Annotated in this window: 2 protein-coding genes; both read left to right on the top strand. The window is 63.9% G+C overall.

Going from position 1 to position 19,774, the window contains the following annotated elements; genetic code table 11:
- Nucleotides 1-116 precede the first annotated feature (116 nt).
- Nucleotides 117-18,113, top strand: coding sequence for a leukotoxin LktA family filamentous adhesin (locus tag ACZZZU_RS12710; protein ID WP_463550785.1), 17,997 nt, complete (start codon nucleotides 117-119; stop codon nucleotides 18,111-18,113).
- Nucleotides 18,101-19,753: a ShlB/FhaC/HecB family hemolysin secretion/activation protein gene (locus ACZZZU_RS12705; protein WP_463550784.1), complete on the top strand. Its 1,653-nt coding sequence runs from the start codon at nucleotides 18,101-18,103 to the stop codon at nucleotides 19,751-19,753. Before ACZZZU_RS12710 ends, ACZZZU_RS12705 begins: the two co-directional genes overlap by 13 nt.
- The last annotated feature ends 21 nt before the right edge of the window (nucleotides 19,754-19,774 follow it).

Genomic DNA, 19,774 nt, shown 5'->3' with positions numbered 1-19,774 from the left:
CTGGCCGCTGACGGCTGTCAACGGTTGTTCACAAGCATGAACGACCACGACTAGTTCACGTTTGACCGCCCGACCGACAATGCCTGTTGTGGAAAGTTCCCGACAGCGAGGTCGTCATGGTTAAGCGTAATTCCCCCCAGCACCCTGCAGCACAGGCTGTAGCCGCGAATTTGGGACCGCGCTTCCAACCCAACCGTATCACCGCCGCGCTGCTTGCCAGCCTCGGCGTGATACCGGCGTGGGCGACCGCCGCTGGCAACAACATTACCGTGCACGACGGTAACTTCGGCGCCGGCATCGGTTCGGTGTCGGGCATGACCACGGCAACCAACATCGCCAACACCAGCGCCACGGTAACGGACATCACCACCGCCACGGTGCATGGCAATACCGGTTTCAACTCCTTCGGCAACTTCGTGGTTGGCCAGGGCAATACCGTGAATTTGCACGTGCCTACCGGCGCGGCGAATCTGGTCAATCTGGTGCACAACGCCAAGGCCGAAATCAACGGCACGCTGAACGGCATCTCGGCCGGCAAGATTGGCGGCAACATCATTTTTGCTGACCCTAACGGTCTGGTCGTCGGGGCCAGCGGTGTGGTTAACGTCGGCAGTCTGGTGGTCACCACGCCGACCGCCACCGACATGCGCAACCTCGCCACCATCGCCCACGGCGGCACCACTGCCGAAGCCACGGCGGCCGTTACGGCGCTGACGACGGGCCAGTTCGATGGCGGCAGCGGCACGGTGGAAATCAAGGGCACGGTCAACACCTCCGGCTCGATCAATTTGTTCGCCGCCTCAGCCGTGGTTGCCTCCGGCGCCTCGCTGCAAGCCGGTACCTCGGCGGCCGAAACGGTGTTCGTCAACACCGTGAACCTGCAAGGCGTGAGCGTCGGCACGGGCCTGGCGCAAGCTAATGGCTCGATCAAGATCGTCGGCGAAAACGGCGTGGAGGTCAGCGGTGAGCTGGCCGCGCTGATGGCCGACAACTCGGGCGGCAACGTGCAGATCGCCAGCTCGAAAAAGGTCGAGTTGAAGAACGGCGCACTGGTCAACACCAGCGGCGCGGCCGGCAAAGATGCCGGTGACGTGATCGTCGAAGCGCCGAGCATTACCGTGGCCAGCGGCGCCAAAGTCAGCACCACCGCCAGTGGCGCCGGCAAGGCGGGCGACATCACCGTGCAAGCGCTGAGCGACATCAGCTGCACCTTCTGCGGTGACGACAACACCACCGCCGCGAACCTGAATTTGCTGCCATCCACCCCGCGCGCCATTTTTGCCGGCGGCCTGGGCGTTGCCAGCGTCACCCTGGAAAGCGGCTCCACCCTCGACGCCAGCCACAGCAGCGACGCCAGCAAGGCCGGCAACGTGACCGTGCAAGCCTTCGCCACCGACCAGCAGTTGGCCGGCTGGACCACCGCCACCGCGAGCGTGAATGTCGGCGGCTTGATCCGTGGCCGCGACATCGTCATCGACGCACGCAGCAAAGCGATCATCAAACCGCTGTGGGCCAGCAGCCTGCTGAGCCTGGACAACGTGTCGGCGTTCGGCACGCTGTACGACTCGCTGAATACCTACAACCGCGACGATTTCAAGTCGATGCTGGCCGACAACCCGGCGAACTTCAGCGAGCTGCTGGCGCTGCAAGATTTCATCGGCCTGCAAATTGTCAGCTCCGACGCCACCGTCAAGGTCGCGGCCACCGCCGATCTCAAAGCCGGCAATAACCTCAGCGTGACCGCCGAAAGCACCCGGCAGATCGACAGCAATATCAACGGCAAAGTCGAAGGGCTGAACAGCCTGATTCCGTTTGGTCTGGGGTTAACTTACGGCAGCCTGAAAGGCGAGACCTCGGTGGAAGTGGCCAGCGGCGCCAAGCTCACCGCCGGCAATGATTTACTGCTCGAAGCCACCAGCGACAACACGCTCGACCTGGACACCAAGGCGGTCAACAGCCACGACGCTGCCGGCAATGCACTGACCACCATGGGCTTTGCCTTTGGCATGGGCGTGACCGATCTGGACACCCATGTAACGGTGAACAAGGGCGCGCAAGTTGACGTCACCCGCGACATCACCGCTCGCGCGGTAGCCGAGCAAACCCTGAAAAACAACGTGTCGTTCGACGCCATTGGCCTGGGCGCCAGCGGTGGCCCGGCGTTGGCGTTGTCGATGTTCGAGAGCAGCACCCAGGCGCAGTTCAATGCTGACCTGAGCAAAGGCCGCAACCTCAACGTCAGCGCCGTCGACATCATTTACGAGCAAGCCACCAAAGCCGAAGTAAAGGTGGGCAAGGGCTCGTTCGACTTCCTGGTTTCCAAGCTGACCAACCCCTCGATCAGCTTTATCACACCGAAAATCACCAGCCTGCTGGGCATTACCCTCGACGAAGCGCAGCCCACCAATGGCAGCAAATTACGTGTGGGTTCGGCGGTCGCGATCACCCTGGCCGAGCACAACGCGCAAGCGCTGTTGGGCGCGGCGAGCAGCAACTCGTTGAGCGTGGATGTCAGCGGCGACGTCAGCGTGCAAGCGCTGCAATACCAGGCCAGCCTGCGCAACACCGCCTCCAGCGCGATCAATTCCAACGTCAAAGAAAAAGACACCGCCGCGCGTTCCATGAGCGTGGCCATGGTTTACGGCCAGTTGCAGCAAAACACCAAGGCGCTGATTGGCGACAACGTCACCGTCAAAGCCAGCCACATCGGCGTGGGCGCCAAGAACGAAGTGCCGATCAACGACAAAGCGGCCGTTTCGTTTGGTAGCCAGAACGAGTGGAGTTCGCTGAGCGATTGGTACAACGGCCTCAAAGACATGGCCAAAGCCGTGAGCAGCCCAGGCGACTTGCCGAGCCAATACGCCAACGCCACCGGCGATGCCGACAAGCTCGGCCTGGCCGGCGCCGTGTCGGTGATGAAGAACGACATCAACGCTGCCGCCTGGGTCGGCGACAACAGCAGCCTCACCACCACCGGCACCGGTGCGTGGAGCAGCGAGCTGTGGCGCGACCTCGACACCAACGGCAACCTGCTCAAACTGTGGACGCTGCAAACCGATAACTGGAGCAACACCACGCCCGCCAACGGCAGCAACAATTGGGCGGCTCCGGTCAGCCTGTTGGCCGAAAACCGCGTCGAGCGTCTGGCCGTGGCGGGCAACTTCAGCATTGCCTTGTTTGGCTCCAAATCCGAAAAAGGCAGCGCGGTCGGCGCGGGCCTGAACATCATGCTGCACGACAGTTCGGCGGTTGCCGGTATTGGCGCCGGCACGCAGGTCACCAGCAAAGGCGTGTCGGTGGCGGCGAAGGAAAAAGACCTGCTCATCGGCATCAGTCCGTCTGCCGGCAAAGGCCCGAGCGCGGCGGGCAATGGCTCGCTGGTGCTGGCCCTGATCGACACCACGGTGAATGCCTCGATCAACAACGGCGCCACGGTCAAAGCTGATCGCGTCGACATGGATGCCAAGCACATCCTTGGCCTGTGGAGCGCGGCGGGTGCGCTGGGCTTCTCCGAAGACACCGGCGTCGGTGCCGGCATTGCGGTCAATTATGTGAAGACCGACGTGCAGGCGCTGATTGGCGACAACCGCCAATGGCGCGCCCTGAGCATCCCCGGCGTGCTGGGCGTGTCATCGACCTGGAATGTCGATGAGCTCGACATGCAAGCCGTATCCAGCGGGCAGAGCGGTGCGTTTTCCCTGGCCGGCGCCGTGGCGCGCACAGACAAGGAAAAGCAGGACGCCGCCACCGCGAATCAGGACGCCTCGGGCGGCGCCGCCAGCAAGGCCACCTCCTTGCTCGGCGCCATCACTCAGGGCCTGGGCGATGTGCTGAGCGAAGCCAAAGCCAAGTGGAACCAAGTTAAAAACATGCTCGACGACGACCCGACGCGCACCGGTGAGGTGCCGCAGTCGTCGCTGGCCGTGGCCGGTTCGGTGAGCATCAACGTGTCGCGGCAAACCACCCGCGCGCGCCTCGGCGATATCGTGCTCGACCCACGCGACCCGGCCGTTAAAGGCAGCAAGGTCAACGTGCTGGCGCTGAACCAGACGCACCAGTTCGCCGGCTCAGGCGCAGGCGCCATTACCCTGGCGAAAAACGGCAACCAGTCACAAACCAGTTCCGCATTGGCCGGCGCCATTGCCGCCAACGCCCTGGCCAACGTCACCACTGCCGAAGTGGTAAACGCCACCCTGAATAACAACGACCTGCTCAAGGTGTACGCCGCCACCGATGGCGACCTTATCGCCATGGGCCTGGGCCTGGCCGCTGCGACAGCGGGTTCGGTTTCCAACGATGCGAAAGCCATTTCCGGCTCGTACGGGCAGTTCACCAACAGCACCGTGGCACGGGTGCAGAACAGCACCATCTCCGGTCGCGCCAGTGCGCCAAGCACGGTTCAAGTGTTGGCCTACGACCGTTCCCGCTCGCTGATTGGTGGCGGTGCGTTTGCCGGTGCCAAAGGCGCTAGCGGCAGTGCCGTCGGCGCTTCGGTAACGCTGGCGTATATCGCCAACGCCATCAAAGCCGAATGGCTGGGCAGCACGGCGAGCACGTTCGCCACCCTCGATGTCGGTGCCTACAGCGCCACGCAAACCTTGCTCGCCGCCCTTGGCGTAGCCGCGACCTCGGGCGAATCCGGCGCCGCGTCGATTTTCGCCGGTGTGCTCGACAACCAAGTCACTGCCCGCGTCGATGGCTACACGCCAAGCGGCGGTAGTCTGAAAACCTCCAGCCTCACTGGCGGTGCGGTGAATGTGCAGGCGCGCAGCGTCTCCAGCCTTACCGACCTGGACAGCAAATTCGACACCAATGCCGCCGGCACCCTGGCGGGCGCCGACCTCGGCTACGAAGACAGCCTGTCGAGCATCGACGTCAACGCCACGACCACCGATGGCAGCGATACCGATAACGACGGCAAGTACGACGGCACCACCCACTCGCTGTTCGACGGCAAGGTGTCGGGCGAGGCGATTCTGGGTATCGCCGGTTCCGTGGCCATCGGCGGCAAGAGTGCAGGCGGCGCGGCGTTTGGTTTGATCTACGCCGGCAGTGACTACCTGGCGAGCATGGCCAACGTCAGCACCGACCTCACGGGCGCGCTGAAAGTAGCCGCTTACAACGCCACCGAGGTGTTGGCCGCCGCGGTGGGCTTTGCCGGTTCCGGCAAGGGAGCTTCGCTGGGCTCGGGCACCGCCGTGGTCGACCGTGGCACGGTCAAAGCACAAATTCTCGGCAGCGCCGCGCAACCGCTGAGCATCCAGGCCGGCACGCTTGATTTGTCGGCACAGAAAGCCGGCGGTTATTACTCGCTGGCCGGTGCGATTTCTTTCGGTGGCAAAGGCGCCATCGGCGGCGCCGTGGCGCTGACCGACATCGAACAAACCGTGCAGGCGCAGCTGGCTTACGTCACCGCCACCCTGAGCGGCAATGCCGCCATCGTCGCCGCGCAACAAAGCCAGATTGGCAGCGTGGCCGTGGCGGGCGCAGCCGGTTCCGGCGGCACTGCGCTCACCGGTTCGGTGAGCTACAACCGCATCGCGGGCGCCACCGAGGCGCTGCTCGATCACAGCACCCTTACCGCCAAAGCCCTGAGCGTGTACGCCAGCCAGCCGGGCTTGAGTAACAGCATCTGGTCGGCGGCGGGCAATATTTCCCTGGCCGACGGCGGCGCAGCCATTGGCGCCGCTTTCGCCTACAACCAGTTGAGCGGCACCCGCAGCGCGTTGTTGAGCAACAGCACGGTCAACCTCAGCGGCGACCTCACCGTGCTCAGCGGCCTGGACGGCGAAATCTACGGCATCGCCGTGGGCGGCGCCGGCGCCAGCAGCGGTGCGGTGAATATTTCGTCGGTCAACAACGTCATTCTCGGCCAGGACTATGCCGGCATCACCGGCAGCACCGTGACCCAAACCGGCGGCGCCGACCTCAGCGTCAAAGCCAGCAGCGGCAACGGCCTGACCATCGGCTCGCTGGCCGGCGCCGTGACCTATGGCGGCAACGGCTCGTTCGGCGCCGCCTCGGCGGTGAACATCATCAACGCCGACCGAACCGCCACCATCAGCGGTTCCACCGTGACCGGCTTCGACGACGCCGTGGTGCGCACCGGCGCCAATCAGGAAATCAATACCATCGCCGTGACAGCGGGCGGCGGCGGCAATATCGCCGTCAACGGCGCAGTCACCACCAGCGTGCTGAAAGGCACCGAAACGGCTTCGGTGATCGGCGGCAGCCTCAGCGCCAACTCGCTGGATGTGCGCGTAGAAGGCAACCGCACCATCAACGCCCTGGCCGCCACCATCACCGGCAGCGGTGGGTTGTCGGTGGGCGCGGCAGACGCCAACAGCCTGATCACCCTGACCCGCGACGCGCGCATTTCCGGCAGCACCCTGACCATCGCCGAGCAGCTCGACGTGCAAGCACGCGGCGCCATGACCGTGCGTTCTGCCGCCGTTGGCGCGGGCGGTTCGAGCAATGCCGCCGTCGGCGCTTCGGTGGCCGTGAACCTGCTGGAAGGCAAGGACCTGGCAACGCTCAGCGGCGTTACCCTGACCGGCGCCGACACCGTCAACGTGCTGGTCGAAGACGGCACTGCCACGGTGAAAACCCTGGCCGGTAACGTGCAAGGCGCCGGCAACGGTGCGGGCGCTGGTGCCGTGGCGGTCACGCAGATCACCCAGGAACGCAGGGCGCTGATCGAAAACAGCAGCCTGACCCTGGACCCCAACGCCAATTTCACCAAGCTCACGGTGTCGGCGTTGACCACCGCGCAAATCGACACCCTGGCCCTCAGTGGCGCCGGTGCCGGTACGGGCGCGGCGGTGTTCTCCAACACCACCAACCTGATTGGCGCCGTCACCACGGCGGCCATCGACACCAGCAAAGGCAGCGCCGATAACGTAGCGATTACCGCCAAAGACGCCTCCACCATCAACTCGCTGGCCGGCGGCGCCGTGGGCGCTGGCAGCGTGGCGGTCGGTGTGGCCGCCGCGGTCAACCGCATCACCAACCAGATTGAAGCGCGCCTGTCGGGCAACAAAGACCTCAGCACCTGGACCGTCAAGCAATTGCTGGTAACGGCCGGTTCCGACGCCGTGATCAACTCGGCGTCGATCTCGGCCGGCTTCTCCGGCACCGTCGCGGTGTCGGCGGGTATCGCCACCAACCTGATTCAAACCGCCGCCAAGGCGCTGATTAATGGCGGCGCGCTGGTCAAGGCCAGCGAAGACGTCGGCGTGCTCGCCAACAACCGCGACGTGATCCGCTCCGGCGCCATGGTGGTTGCCGGCAGCGGCACCGCCGCCGTGGCCGGCCTGGTGTCGGTCAACCAACTGGAAAGCACCACCGAGGCCGGCATTGCTGGCGCTGCCACGCGGGTCGACGCCTTGGGCGGCGGCACCAACGGCTTGTCGGTGGACAACGGCATTCTCAGCAACGCACCCGACGTTAACGCCTGGGCCGATGCCGAACAGTTCAACCCGGTGCTGGACCTGAAAACCGGCCTGGAAACCGTGCACGGCATCGCCGTTCGCGCCGGTTCCCTGCAGCAGCTCGGCCAGTTGAGCCTGAGCACGGCGGTGTCGCTGGTGCCGATTGCCAGCGCCGCCGTCTCCGGCCTGAGCAACACCAGCCTGGTCAGCGGTAAAACCACGGCGTATATCGACGACGCCAAGATCAACCAGGACGCCGGCACCGCCAGCGCCGCCATCACCGGGCAGCAAGTCAGCGTGGCGGCGTCCAGCCACAGCTTCACCTTTGGCGGTGTGTTCAGCGGCGCGGTGTCGCTAGGTGCTGCGGCCGTGGCGGCCGCCATCGACACGGTGATCATGGACCGCGCCACCACCGCGCGCCTGAGCAACGTGACGCTCAACAGCCGGGGCCAAACCCTGGTTCGCGCCAACTCGACGCAAGCGGCAAGCGACATCGTCACCACCCTGGGCGGGGGCATTGTTGGCGTCGCCGGCAGCGGCGGTGTGCTGATTCTTAAAGGCAGCACGCAGGCGCTGGTGAACACTGGCAGCAAACTCGACGTCGGTTCGCTGAAGCTCAACGCGGTATCGCTGAACCGTCTTGCACCTAACGTCGCCACCTTGTCCGGCGGCGCGGTCGGCGCTGGCGCCAGCGTCGGTTATGCCAGCAACCAGAGCCTGGTTCGCGCCTGGATCGGCGAACAGGCCAGCGGCGGCGCACGCACCAGCGTGGCTAGCAGCGGCCAGGTCGATGTGGACGCCAGCACCAACACCGGCATTCTCGCCACCGCTACCAGCGCTTCGGGCGGCGGCGCGGCCATGGCCGGTTCCACCGCCGTGGTGATGTTGGAAAACACCACCGAAGCCGGCGTCGGTTACGCCGATATCGGCACCAGCTCTACCTATGCCGGTGGCCTGAGCATTACCGCCAAAGACCGTCTCGATGCGCTGTTGGTGGGCGGCTCGGTGGCGGCCGGCGCCGGCGCTTCAGTCGGCGCAGCGGCCAGCGTATTGGTGGCCAACAGCGCCACCCGCGCGCAACTGCTCAACAGCACCGCGTACCTGAAAAACCAGTTGAACGTCGACGCCCAACGCGAAGTGGATGCCACGCTGAAAACCGTGACCGCCAGCCTCTCGGGCAACTCGGCGTTGGGCGGCAGCATCGGCCTGTTGCTGCTCGGTTCCGGCGTGCTGACGCAGGAAGGCAGCAACCCGCTGGACGAACTCGACAACGGCGGCAACGGCACCCTGAGCCTGAGCGACAAACTCGGCTCGCACAGCAACGCCAACCTCGATTACCAAACGGTCAATCAGCCGGCCAACGGCGACCGCGCCACGCTGACCACCACCAGCAACAGCAGCGACACAACGCGCCTGAACACGGCCACCAGCAACGTGGCGGTGAAGTCGCGCCTGCAGAACACCAATTACAAGCAGGAAACCGTTGCCCGCGTCAGCGCCAGCACGGTCAAGGTCAACGGCGCCAGCAGCGTCACGGCCAGCGACAAGCTCTATTCCAGCAACCTGGCGGGCAGCGCCGTGGTTGGCGGCGCCGCGTTTGGCGCGGGCATCGCCTACACCTTGTCCAACGCTCGGGTAATCGCCGAAGTGCTGGGCGGCAGCCTGACCACCAACGGCCTGACACTCAACGCCGTGGCGCAAAACCTCAACACCTCGCCGGCGGTCACGGTGAAAGCCATCACCGGCACCGGCGGTCTGGGCATTGGCCTGGGCGCGGCCATTGGCGTGGCGACGCTGAACAACCTGGTCAACGCCAACCTCGGCGGCACTGTCTCCAGCAGCGGCGCGTTGACCGCCTCGGCCAGCGACAAACAGGCGCTCGACGTACAAGCCCTCGGCGTAACGGCCGGCGGCCTCGGCGGCGCCGGGCTGGTGCTGGGTGTGGCGGCGCATAACAGCACCGTCACCACCAACGTGGCGGCCAACGCCACCGTCAGCGGCACCGATGTGTCGCTCTCGGCCAGCTCGCAAGCGCCAGTGACCCTCAAGGCGCAAGGTGCTGCCGGTGGTTTGCTGGTGGGTGTGAACGCGGCGGTGATCACCGCCAAAGACCTCAGCAGCGCCACCGTATCGGTGGGCAATAACGCCAGCGTCACGGCCAGCAACGCGCTGACGGTGAAGGCCGAAGCCAGCCCGCAACTCAAGGCCGAAAGCCTCAGCGTGGCACTGGGTGGTTTGGTGTCGGCGGGTGCGTCGGTGATTGATGCGCTGGCCAAGGCCAGCACAAGCGTGACCTTTGGCAGCGGCGCGCTGCTGCAAGGCAAAAGCGCGACGTTCAACAGCCTGATCACTCAGAACGGCAACAACGACACCGTTAACGTGCACGGCTTCGGCGTCAGCGGCGGCGTTGGCGTGTCGGCCAATGCCGTGGTCGCCAACGCCCACAACGAAAGCACCAGCCTGTTGCAAAGCCAGAACAGCACCCGCTTCGTCGGCGTGGGCGGCGGCAACTGGACGTTCGCAGTCGGTACCGACGTGGTTCAGCGCGCCTCCACCGAAGGTTATGCCGGCGGTTTGCTGGCCGTGGGCGCCACCGTGGCGCAAGCCACCGCCGACACCAGCACGCAAGCGCTGGTCAACGGCGTGTTCAGCGGCAGCATGGGCGCGCTCAATGTGTCGGCCAATTCCAGCGTCGATAACCTGGCCAGCTCGGTATCGGGCCAAGGCGGCCTGGTCAGCGGGGCGGCCGCTATCGCGAAAACCTGGGACAACAGCACCACCAAAGCGGCGCTGTATGCCGTGGGTGGCAGCGGCACGGCCGCTGCATTCAGTGCGGTGAATCTGGCGTCGTATCACCTGTCGACCTTCAACAGCTTCGTCAACAGCACCAACGCCGCCTTGCTCGGCGCCAGCGGTGCGCATGCCATCAACAGCGTGAACCTGACCACTACCAGCGAACTGGTCGGCGGCTCTTACGTCACCACCAAGGCATACGAGCAAAGCGCCCGCAGCGATGTGGTGAAACCCGATAGCGCCGATTTCAATGTGGTGTCCGGCTCTGGCGGCGTGGTCGATGCGGCCGCTGCACTGAGCACCAGCGCCATCAACCTGACCACGCAAAGCAGCCTCGGCGACGGCGTGCGTCTGACCCTGGCGGGCGACTGGCGCAACCCGAATCACATGAAAGTGCAGGCCTACAACTACGTGTATGGCCGCGACAAAGTGAAGCTCGACAGCGGCGGCGCAATCTCCATCGCCAAGGCCGATTCGACTATTGAAGTGAAGCAGTCCAACGCCAGCGTGTCGGTGGGCAAAAACGCCGACATCTGGAGCGTCGGCGATGTGGTGTTGTCGTCCAGCGGCCTGTACGACATCGACGCCCGTGCCAACGCCAAAACCTACGGCCTGGCCGGCGCCGCGATGGGCAACAGCCTGGCCAAGGTCAGCGCCAACTACACCGTGCTGGTGGACAGTAACGCCAAGCTCTTCAGCTATGGCGACACCAAGCTCTACAGCGGTTTCGACATCAGCGGGGCGATGAACAAAGCCACCCTGACCGCGCGCACCGACCTCTGGAACAACACCGCCTTCCCGGTGGTGAACGACCCTGAAGCCGAAGCCAACTACCAGCGCAACAGCAATGTCACCGTCAACGCCGGCAGCAGCTTGCGCAGCGTCGGTGACATTTACGCCTACGCCGGCACCGGCTACGGCGTGCTGACGGGCGAGGGCATCGGCAAAGACCTGTACCGCGAAGCGGCCGCCGCGTTGATCAAGGCGCTGGGCGGCAGCGTGTCGCTGGACATCACCGGCGGCAAAACCGTGCTCAACGCCGGCCTGGCCAAAGTGACCGTTAACGGCACGATGGAAACCGGCGTCTACAGCCAGCAAATTTTGCACATCACCGGCCTCAAGTACCTGGTCGATGGCGTGGTGGTGGACCCGAAAAACGTCACCGCCAGTACCACCGGCACCCTGACCGTGCTGCCGGAGTTCAGCCAGATCAGCGACGGCATCACCTGGAACATGACCAGTGGCGATTACTCGCAACTGCTGACTGCCCGTGTGGCGCAGCTGCAAACGCAGCTCGGCAACTACGGCCTCTCGCCGTTGGAGAAAGCCGCGTTCCAGGCCGAGCTCAACCTGCTCAACCAGACCCTGCACAAGCTCTACGTGCAAATGGGCGGCACCGCAGCCGACGGCACGCTGCCAGGCCAGCTCAACGTGCTGATTCTGAACGTCGATCCGATCCTGGCGCGTCCGGGCAATATCTTCGTCAAGGGCGATCAACTGGTGGGCAGCGGCGCGCTGCATGCACCGGGCGACGCCAAAATTGAAATCATCAACGACAGCGCGGCGTTCCTCAGCCTGGCGGGCCTGGAAATTCCAAACCGCGAGGGCGGTCAGCTGTTGTTCAACGACACCAAGATGCTCAACAAGGCCGGCATCACCTCGGCCAACCGAGGCAACGCGGCGGCCAACTTCAACGTCATCGAAGTGGCCGAAAACTCGGCGGCGCCGGTGATTACGGTGAAGAACACCTTCAACCCGGCCAACGGCATTATCGACAGCTCGGGCTTGAAAATGCCGGCGCCGGATATCTATGTGCAGGGCACCATCAACAACAAGCGTGGCCTGATCGATATCACCGCCAGCTACGGCAGCATCTACGCCAACGCCGACATCCGTGGCCAGAGCCTCAAGCTCACCGCCGGCCAGGATTTCGTGCTCAACAACCTCGACGCCTTCACCCACATCGGTGGCGACCCGGCGAGCAACAACGCCAACGGCGTGCTCAAAGGTCCGGCCGCTGGCAGCGGCGTGGTCGCCGGCAACAACGTGGTGATCAACGCCCTGTACCTGAACATCAACGGCCTGGTGCAGAGCGGTGTGCAGGATTGGAGCGTGACCCTCAACGACGCCAACTTCGCCGCGCTCGATGGCCTGCGTGCAGCGTGGAAACGCGGCGGCGCGGCCATCGTGCAACTGGCAACCACCGACGCCCGCAGCGGCGCCATCGGCTACAGCTACAACTTCCTCACCGAGAGCATCGTGCTCGACAAAGTGGAAGTGGCGGGCGGCTACATGGAGCTTTCCGGGCACATCATGAGCACCGGCAACGGCGCGCTGAAAGTGCTCGACGGCTACAGCCAGGTGAAGGTGGTGAACAACACCACGCGCCAACTGAACATCACCGGCATCGACCTCGGCTCAGGCGTGGAAGGCACCCTGCGCATCAACGACGTGGGCCGAGTGGCGGCCAACCCGAACGACGTCTGGTCGACCATTTACACCCACGCCGGCAATGCCGTGCAGCAATACGAAGGCTGGAGCAACGCGGTGAAAGCCACGTCGCAGTACCTGGTGAAAACCACTAATGGCCGCGACACCAGCTACAACACCACCGACAACCGTTCCTACGTGTGGCTGCAAGGTCGCGACACCAGCGACACCACCACCAAGGTCGAGTACTGGGACGAGTTCTGGGGCTTCGTGCCCTCAGGCGACGGCTCTACCCTGAGCCTCAACACGGTGAAAGGCGCCAGCACGCCGATTGAAGGCGCCGAGTACATGGGCGACGCCAGCAACGTGCCGGGCGGTTTGGCCACCGGCGCGGTGAAAACCCAGGCGGACGAACGCTACGCCACCACCGGTGCCGAAGTGATCCGCAAAGACATGGGCGGCTACTGCAAGAAGCACTTCATCTGGTGCCAGGTGTACCGCACCACGCGCACCACCGTGACCCAGCAGGGCTTCAAGGAAATTGACCGCTACACCGTGCGCGCCGACTCCGACATCGCCGTCAGCTTCATCGGCTACGACGCCGGCAAACTGGACGTGACCTCGTACGGCAACGTCAGCCTGCTCGGCTCGCTGTTCAACGAAAGCGGCACTACCAGCATCACCCTCAACGGCGGCAAGGCACTGAGCCAAGGCTCGAACGCGGTGCTGATTTCCGCCAAGGACCTGAACCTGTCGGCCGGTGCCCTGGGCGATGCGGCGCAAGCGCTGCGTGTGCAGGTGAGCAACAACCTGTCGGCGGTGGCCAGCAACAACATTTACCTGCAAGGCATCAAGGCCACCGGTTCGGCGGGTCTGAACCTCAGCGCTCTGCAAGCCGGCGGCAACGTCAACGTCAGCACCCAGGGCGACCTCACCGCGAACAGCGGCGTGGTGGTCAAGGGGCAGGGCATCAGCTTGCAGGCGGCCGGCAACATCGGCGGCGCCAACACCGTGCTCAACCTCGACACCGGCAGCCTCAGTGGCTCGGCGATGCTCAAGGCCGTGGCCGGTGGCGATATTTATGTAGAAGAAACCAGCGGCGACTTGTGGCTCGACCAGGTGCTGGCGGGCGGCAACATCGGCATCAAAGTGCGCAACGGCGACCTGCTCGATGGCAACACCACGGTCAGCTACGACGAGCGCAAGCTCAGCGAAATGCAGGCGTTGTGGAACAGCATGGGCCTCACCGGCACGCAGGCTGCCGACGCACTCACCGCACAAAAAACAGCGCTGCTCGAAGCTGGCAACCAGCGTTATTCGCAGTACTGGGCCAAGCGTGGCCTGAGCCTCGACAGCAACACCGGCGTGTGGTCAGCCAAGGCCTTCGACGCCAATCAGGCCTTGCTCAGCGCCACCCAGATCACCCAACTCAAGGGCCTGGGCTGGACCGATGCGCAAGTGACCAGCGAACAAGCCCGTCGCGTGGCCGATTACACCGCCATGAACGCCGAGTTCGGCGGCCAGAGCTACAACGAGAATTACCAGTACGCCCTGAGCGACGCGCAGCTGACGCAAATGAACAGCACCGCCGCCTGGACCACCGACCAGCTGCAATTCTCCATTGCCGCCAGCTTGCTTAACCGTGGCAGCAGCTCATCGGCCACCAACGAAGCGATGAACATTTCCGGCAAGAACGTCACCCTGCAGGCCAACCGCATCGGCAAGGCGCTGGACGCCGACGTGCAGTTCGACCTCAGCAATGGCGGCGGCGCCAACCTGAGCACCGCACAACGTGCGGCCCTGGCCGGCGCCGAGCAGGACGACATCTACTTCGATGACACCAACCCGCTGAAATTCAGCGTGGTGCAGCGCGACGACGTCAACGTCACGGCCACCGGCACCATCACTGCCACGGCCAACGGCGACGTCTACCTGGGCGGCCAGCAAGACTTCAACATCTACAACGTCAAAGGCCAGACCGTCCGCATCAAAACCGACGGCAACATCGAAAGCGCCAACGGCAGCAACGTGGTCGTTACCGGCCATGACGTGGTGCTGGAAGCCGGCAACGGCGCCATCGGTGGCAATGGCGGCTTGAACACGCAAATCGACGGCAACCTCACCGCCCGCGCCAACCTGATCAACCTGATCAACCACGGCGACCTGTCGGTGCAGCGCCTCACCGGCGTCGACTCGCTGACCCTGAAAGTGATCGGCAACCTGAAGTCGGCCAGCCAACTGGGTGAAAACCTGTTGGGCGGCGCGGTGAACCTGAACGTCAGCGGTGACGTCGGCACGCTCGCCGATCGCATTCAGATCGGCACCGGCGGCGTTAACGATCGCATCAAACTGGACGTCGGCGGCAACGCCTACATCGGCGGCCTGCAAGGCACCGCCAGCCAGGCCGGCGTGCTGCGCATGGGTGATGTGAACGTGGGTGGTCTGCTCGACATCGGCCAAACCCGCGACCTGCTGCAAAGCGGCGACTTCAGCCTGGGCGGCCTGTACCTGACGCTCGGCGGCCAGTGGAACATGGCCTCCGGCGCCTCGGTAACCGCCAGCAACGGGCTGTTTGCTGATGTGACCGGCACCGCGACTTTGGGCGACCTGACCACCACCGGCAACGCCGCCGACCTGGACATCAGCGCCTACAGCTTCGCCGCCAGCGACGCCAACAGCCTGTGGAAAACCCAGAACCTGCTGCGCCTGAACGCCTACGGCGGCGACATCGGCGCCAGCAGCCGCTACGTGACCCTGGCCGGCAAAGCGCTGGACGTCACCGCCACCACCGGCGCGATCTACGCCAACCTGGCCTCGGGCATCAGCAGCGGCAGCTTGCTCAGCGCTGGCAGCCAATACCTCAACAGCCTCGGCGACCTGAGCCTTACGAGCGTGACCAGCAACAACGCCAGCGTGCAATTGCGCGGCACCGGCCTGGTCAACATCGGCAGCCTGAAAGCCAACAGCAACCTCGACCTGCAAGGCGCCAGCCTGACCCTGGGCAGCGCCGAGGCGACTACCGGCAATTTGCTGATGGACCTCAGCGGCAACCTGATTGCGACCACGTTGAAAACCGGCGGCGTGTGGACCCTGACCAGCGCCAACGCGGATATCGGCACGGCCACCGTTACCGGCACGTCCGGTCTGACCATCGCTGGCGATCTGAAACTGAAGTCGCTGACCAGCGGTGGGAATGCCGACCTGAACATGGGCAGTGGCTCGGCGATCGGCGATCTGTACGTTACCGGCAACCTGGATCTGCAAACCGCAGGCGTGCTGAAGCTGACCACCGCGACCACCACCGGCTCCATGGCCCTGCGCCACACCGGCCCGGCGCTGACACCTGCGACCCAGCTGACCTATGGCGACCTGAGCGTTGGCACCACGTTGAATGTAAATGGCCTCGGCGACTGGAAAGGCGGCAACGCACTCGTCGGCGGCGATGCTACTTACGACGTCGGCTCGGCGGACCTCGCCAGCGTGGTGAGCAACACCGGCAAGCTGTCGCTGAAAGCGGGCGGGTTGTTTGCGGCGGATGCGTTGGACAGCAAAACGCAGTCGGTAGACCTGGAAGCGGGTTCGGCTGTGCTTGGCGCAGTAAATGCGGGGACCACGTTAACCGCCAATACCAATGGCAACCTGACGATCTCCACTGGGCGCAGTGTTGGTGATCTGACCTTGACCACCACCGCCGGCTCGCTGGGCACCATCAGCTTCGGCGAGAAAGCCGATGCCTCCAAGAACGGTGTGCTGGATTTGGCGCACCTGAAGTCGGATGCAAACATTCTGGTGGTTACCGATGGCGACGTAGTCGGTGGCAACGCCGAGGCTAACAAGCTGGTGAAGCTGGTAGGCCGCAATCTTTATTTCGGGCGTGTGCAGAGCCTGGATGAAGATGTGTTTCTGCAAGCCACCGGAACCCCGGATGTGGATCCGAGCAAAAGCCACGGCAATATCATCGGTTTGAAAGTCGAGGCTGACCGGGACGTGGCGATCATCGCCAACGGCGATATGTCGATGCCGGATGTGAAATTCGGCGGCACCTATTCGCTCAAGGCCGGCCGCGATCTGACGGTTGGCGTAGGCGGTAACCTTAACCTTAATGGCGTCGCCGAAGCGGGCCGCGACCTGAGCTTTGTAATCGGCAAGGCCGTCGATTTGCAGGCCGTGAAAGCTGGCCGCAATGCCAGCATTCAGTCGGGTGAGTACATCAACATCAGCCAAGGCGTGACGGCCGGCGGCAATATCTTGCTGACGGCGGGCAACGGGGATATCACCGTCGGCAGCGGCATCGTTTCTACTGGCCTGCCCTACAACGGCGTCAGCCAGACCGGGGATATCGTTCTGAATGCCTCGGGCAACATCACCACGCCGTTGATCTCGGCTGCCAAAGGTCACATCAGCGCCGTGTCGGGCAACGAAATGCGCGTCAACGACCTCGCCTCCAGCCGCTTTATCGACCTGCTCGCACGCGGGCTGATCGAAGTGAAAGGCACCAGCAGCAGCCTCGAAAACCAGACCTGGCGCTCGACTGACGACAGCATCTTCTTCGACCGTCTGGTGGCGGGCGGGCAGGTGCTGCTCGACAGCCTGACAGACACAACCGGCCGTGAGCTGAGTGCCGACCAAGGCGCCCGGGTGAACGCTGGCTGGCGCAATGGCGTGGCGACAAACGCCAGCATCGTGCTGAGCAAAGCCACCGCGCCGACCCTGAGCTTGTGGTCGGGCAACCTGGTGCGCGTAGCGGATGCACGCATCGGCAACTCGGTGGCGTTGCACGGCGCCGACATTGAGCTGTACGGCCGCCACACCGGCGCCGGTCAGTTGAACCTGTGGGTGGAAGGCACCGGCGCGGCCGATGCCACGCGCTTTGTGACCGAGCTGAATGCGGCCGACATCGTCTCGCCGCGCTTGCACGCCGTGAACAGCAGCATCACCACCACCGGCCAGAAAATCGACCTGCGCGATGCCGCTGGCGTCGACTTCCTCAAGCTCTACACCGCCGCGGCCACCGTGCTGATGGACAACCTGACGCCGCTGTATCAGCCGCTGGCGGATGTGCAGTTGTATGAACTGGATAAAGCCTTCCAGCTCAAGCAGGACACCATCACCAGCACCACCGACGCCTATGTGCTGCACCGGAAATTCACCCATCTGGTGCTGCTGACCAACTTCAGCGAAACCCACGCGGCCACGCCGTCTGAAACCGGCGTGACCACTCAGCGCACCACGGCCGCCAGTTTCAGCGAAGGGCAGATGTCGCAGGGCCTGGCAGCACAGCGTCTGGCGTCCATTTTGAATACGTTCAAAGCGGGCAAAGCACCGGAACAGACCTGGCAGCCGAACTGGAACCAGATGCGGATGGATTCGCGCATGAACATGAATGACAGCCAGCAACCGCAATACAGCGTCGTGCCCGGCCAGGAAACAACGGACGGAGCAACCAAGTGGGATCTGTAATCAAGCGGGTAGTAATCGGTGGGCTGACGGCGTGGTGGCTGGTGGGTTCGGTTCAGGCGGCGACGTTGCCCAGCGGGGTGCCTGCGGGCATTCCGGGGCAGGTCGACCCGACACTGCAGCGTCAGCAAATCGAGCGTATTCAGCAGCAGCGTATCGACGAAGAACGCGCCAAGCGCACGCAGGTGCCGGCGCTGCGTGGCGACATGCCGGCCGACCAGGTATTGCCGGAGCAGGGCGAGCAGTTTCAGCTCAGCGGCGTGAGCTTTAACGCGTCGGGCTTTTTGTCCAAGGAAGCGCTCGAGACCATCGCTCAGAAATACGTGGGGCGGCCGGTGAGCTTTGCCGATTTGAATGCGCTGCTGCGTGAGGTCAACGCCTTGTATGAGGCGGGCGGCCAGCTCACGGCGCGCGCCATCATCCCGCCGCAAAACCTGGAAAACGGCGTGCTGAAAGTGGTGCTGGTGGAAGCCAAGGTCGATGAAGTGACCTGGCAGGACCGGAAATCCGTGGACGAGGCGTTTTATCAAAATCGCCTCAGCGTCAGCAAAGGCGAAACCCTGGATAGCACTGCGCTGATGACTTCAATTCAGCGCTTCAACGCCACCACGCCTGGGCCGCAGGTGAGCGCGAGTCTGGCGCCGGGGCAGAGCTTCGGCACCACGCGGGTCGACATGCAGGCATTCGAGCCGGACCCGTTGCAGTGGTCGCTGTTCGTCAACAACTACGGCAATGAAAGTACCGGGCGCGAACAGTATGGCGGCACGCTGAACTGGTTTTCGCCAACCGGCGTGGCCGATGCCTTGAGCGCCGTGGCGGTGGCCACCGACGGCTCGGAATACGGCAGCCTGCGCTACAGCCGTCCGGTGAACCGCTACAACGGCGTGGTGTACGTGGAAGCGGGCGCCAACACGTTGCAGATTCAGACCGGTCCGCTGGCCGCTCTGAACATTGAAGGCGAATCGCAAACCTACGGTTTGGGCTACGACCATCCGTACTGGGTGAACGAGCATTGGCAGTGGCTCGGCGGCGTGGGCTACAACCATCAGGAATCGGAAACCACCATCGAGAGCCTGACCCTCAGCGAAACCAGCGCCGACGAAATGCTGCTCAAAGGCCAGGTGGAATACCGCGACGCGCCTTGGTATGTGCGCTACGAACAGCGTCTGCGTCAGGCCAATACCGACAACCAGACCACCGGCGAAAGCGGCAGCTACCAATTGTTGAATGGCAGCGCGTACGTAAGCCGAAATGTCGGTAAGGAGTTTCTGATAGTGGGGCGCTTCGGTTGGCAGTACGCCAGTGATACTGAGACTCTGCCGTCCACTTTGCTATACCAGTTTGGTGGTATCAGCAGCGTGCGTGGTTACGAACCAGGGGTTATCGCATCGCCGCAAGGCATGACGCTGAATCTGGAGAGTTACTGGAACCTCAGCGAACGTTGGCAGCCTTTCGTGTTTTTTGACTACGGCCGCGCCATGGAACTGGGCACCGCCGATGTCGACCTGCAAAGCGTCGGCGCCGGGCTCAACTTCAATTGGGGCAAACATTTAAGCTTCAGCCTGGTTGCAGCCAACACCCTCAAGGATGTGGTGGCGGATCAGGACAGCGGCCAGGTTCTGGCCCAGATCGTCATTCGTTAAAACAGAATTTTCAGGAGTTAC

This window comes from Pseudomonas sp. AC136, assembly GCF_979258585.1.
This window is presented reverse-complemented; position numbering and strand designations above follow the sequence as displayed.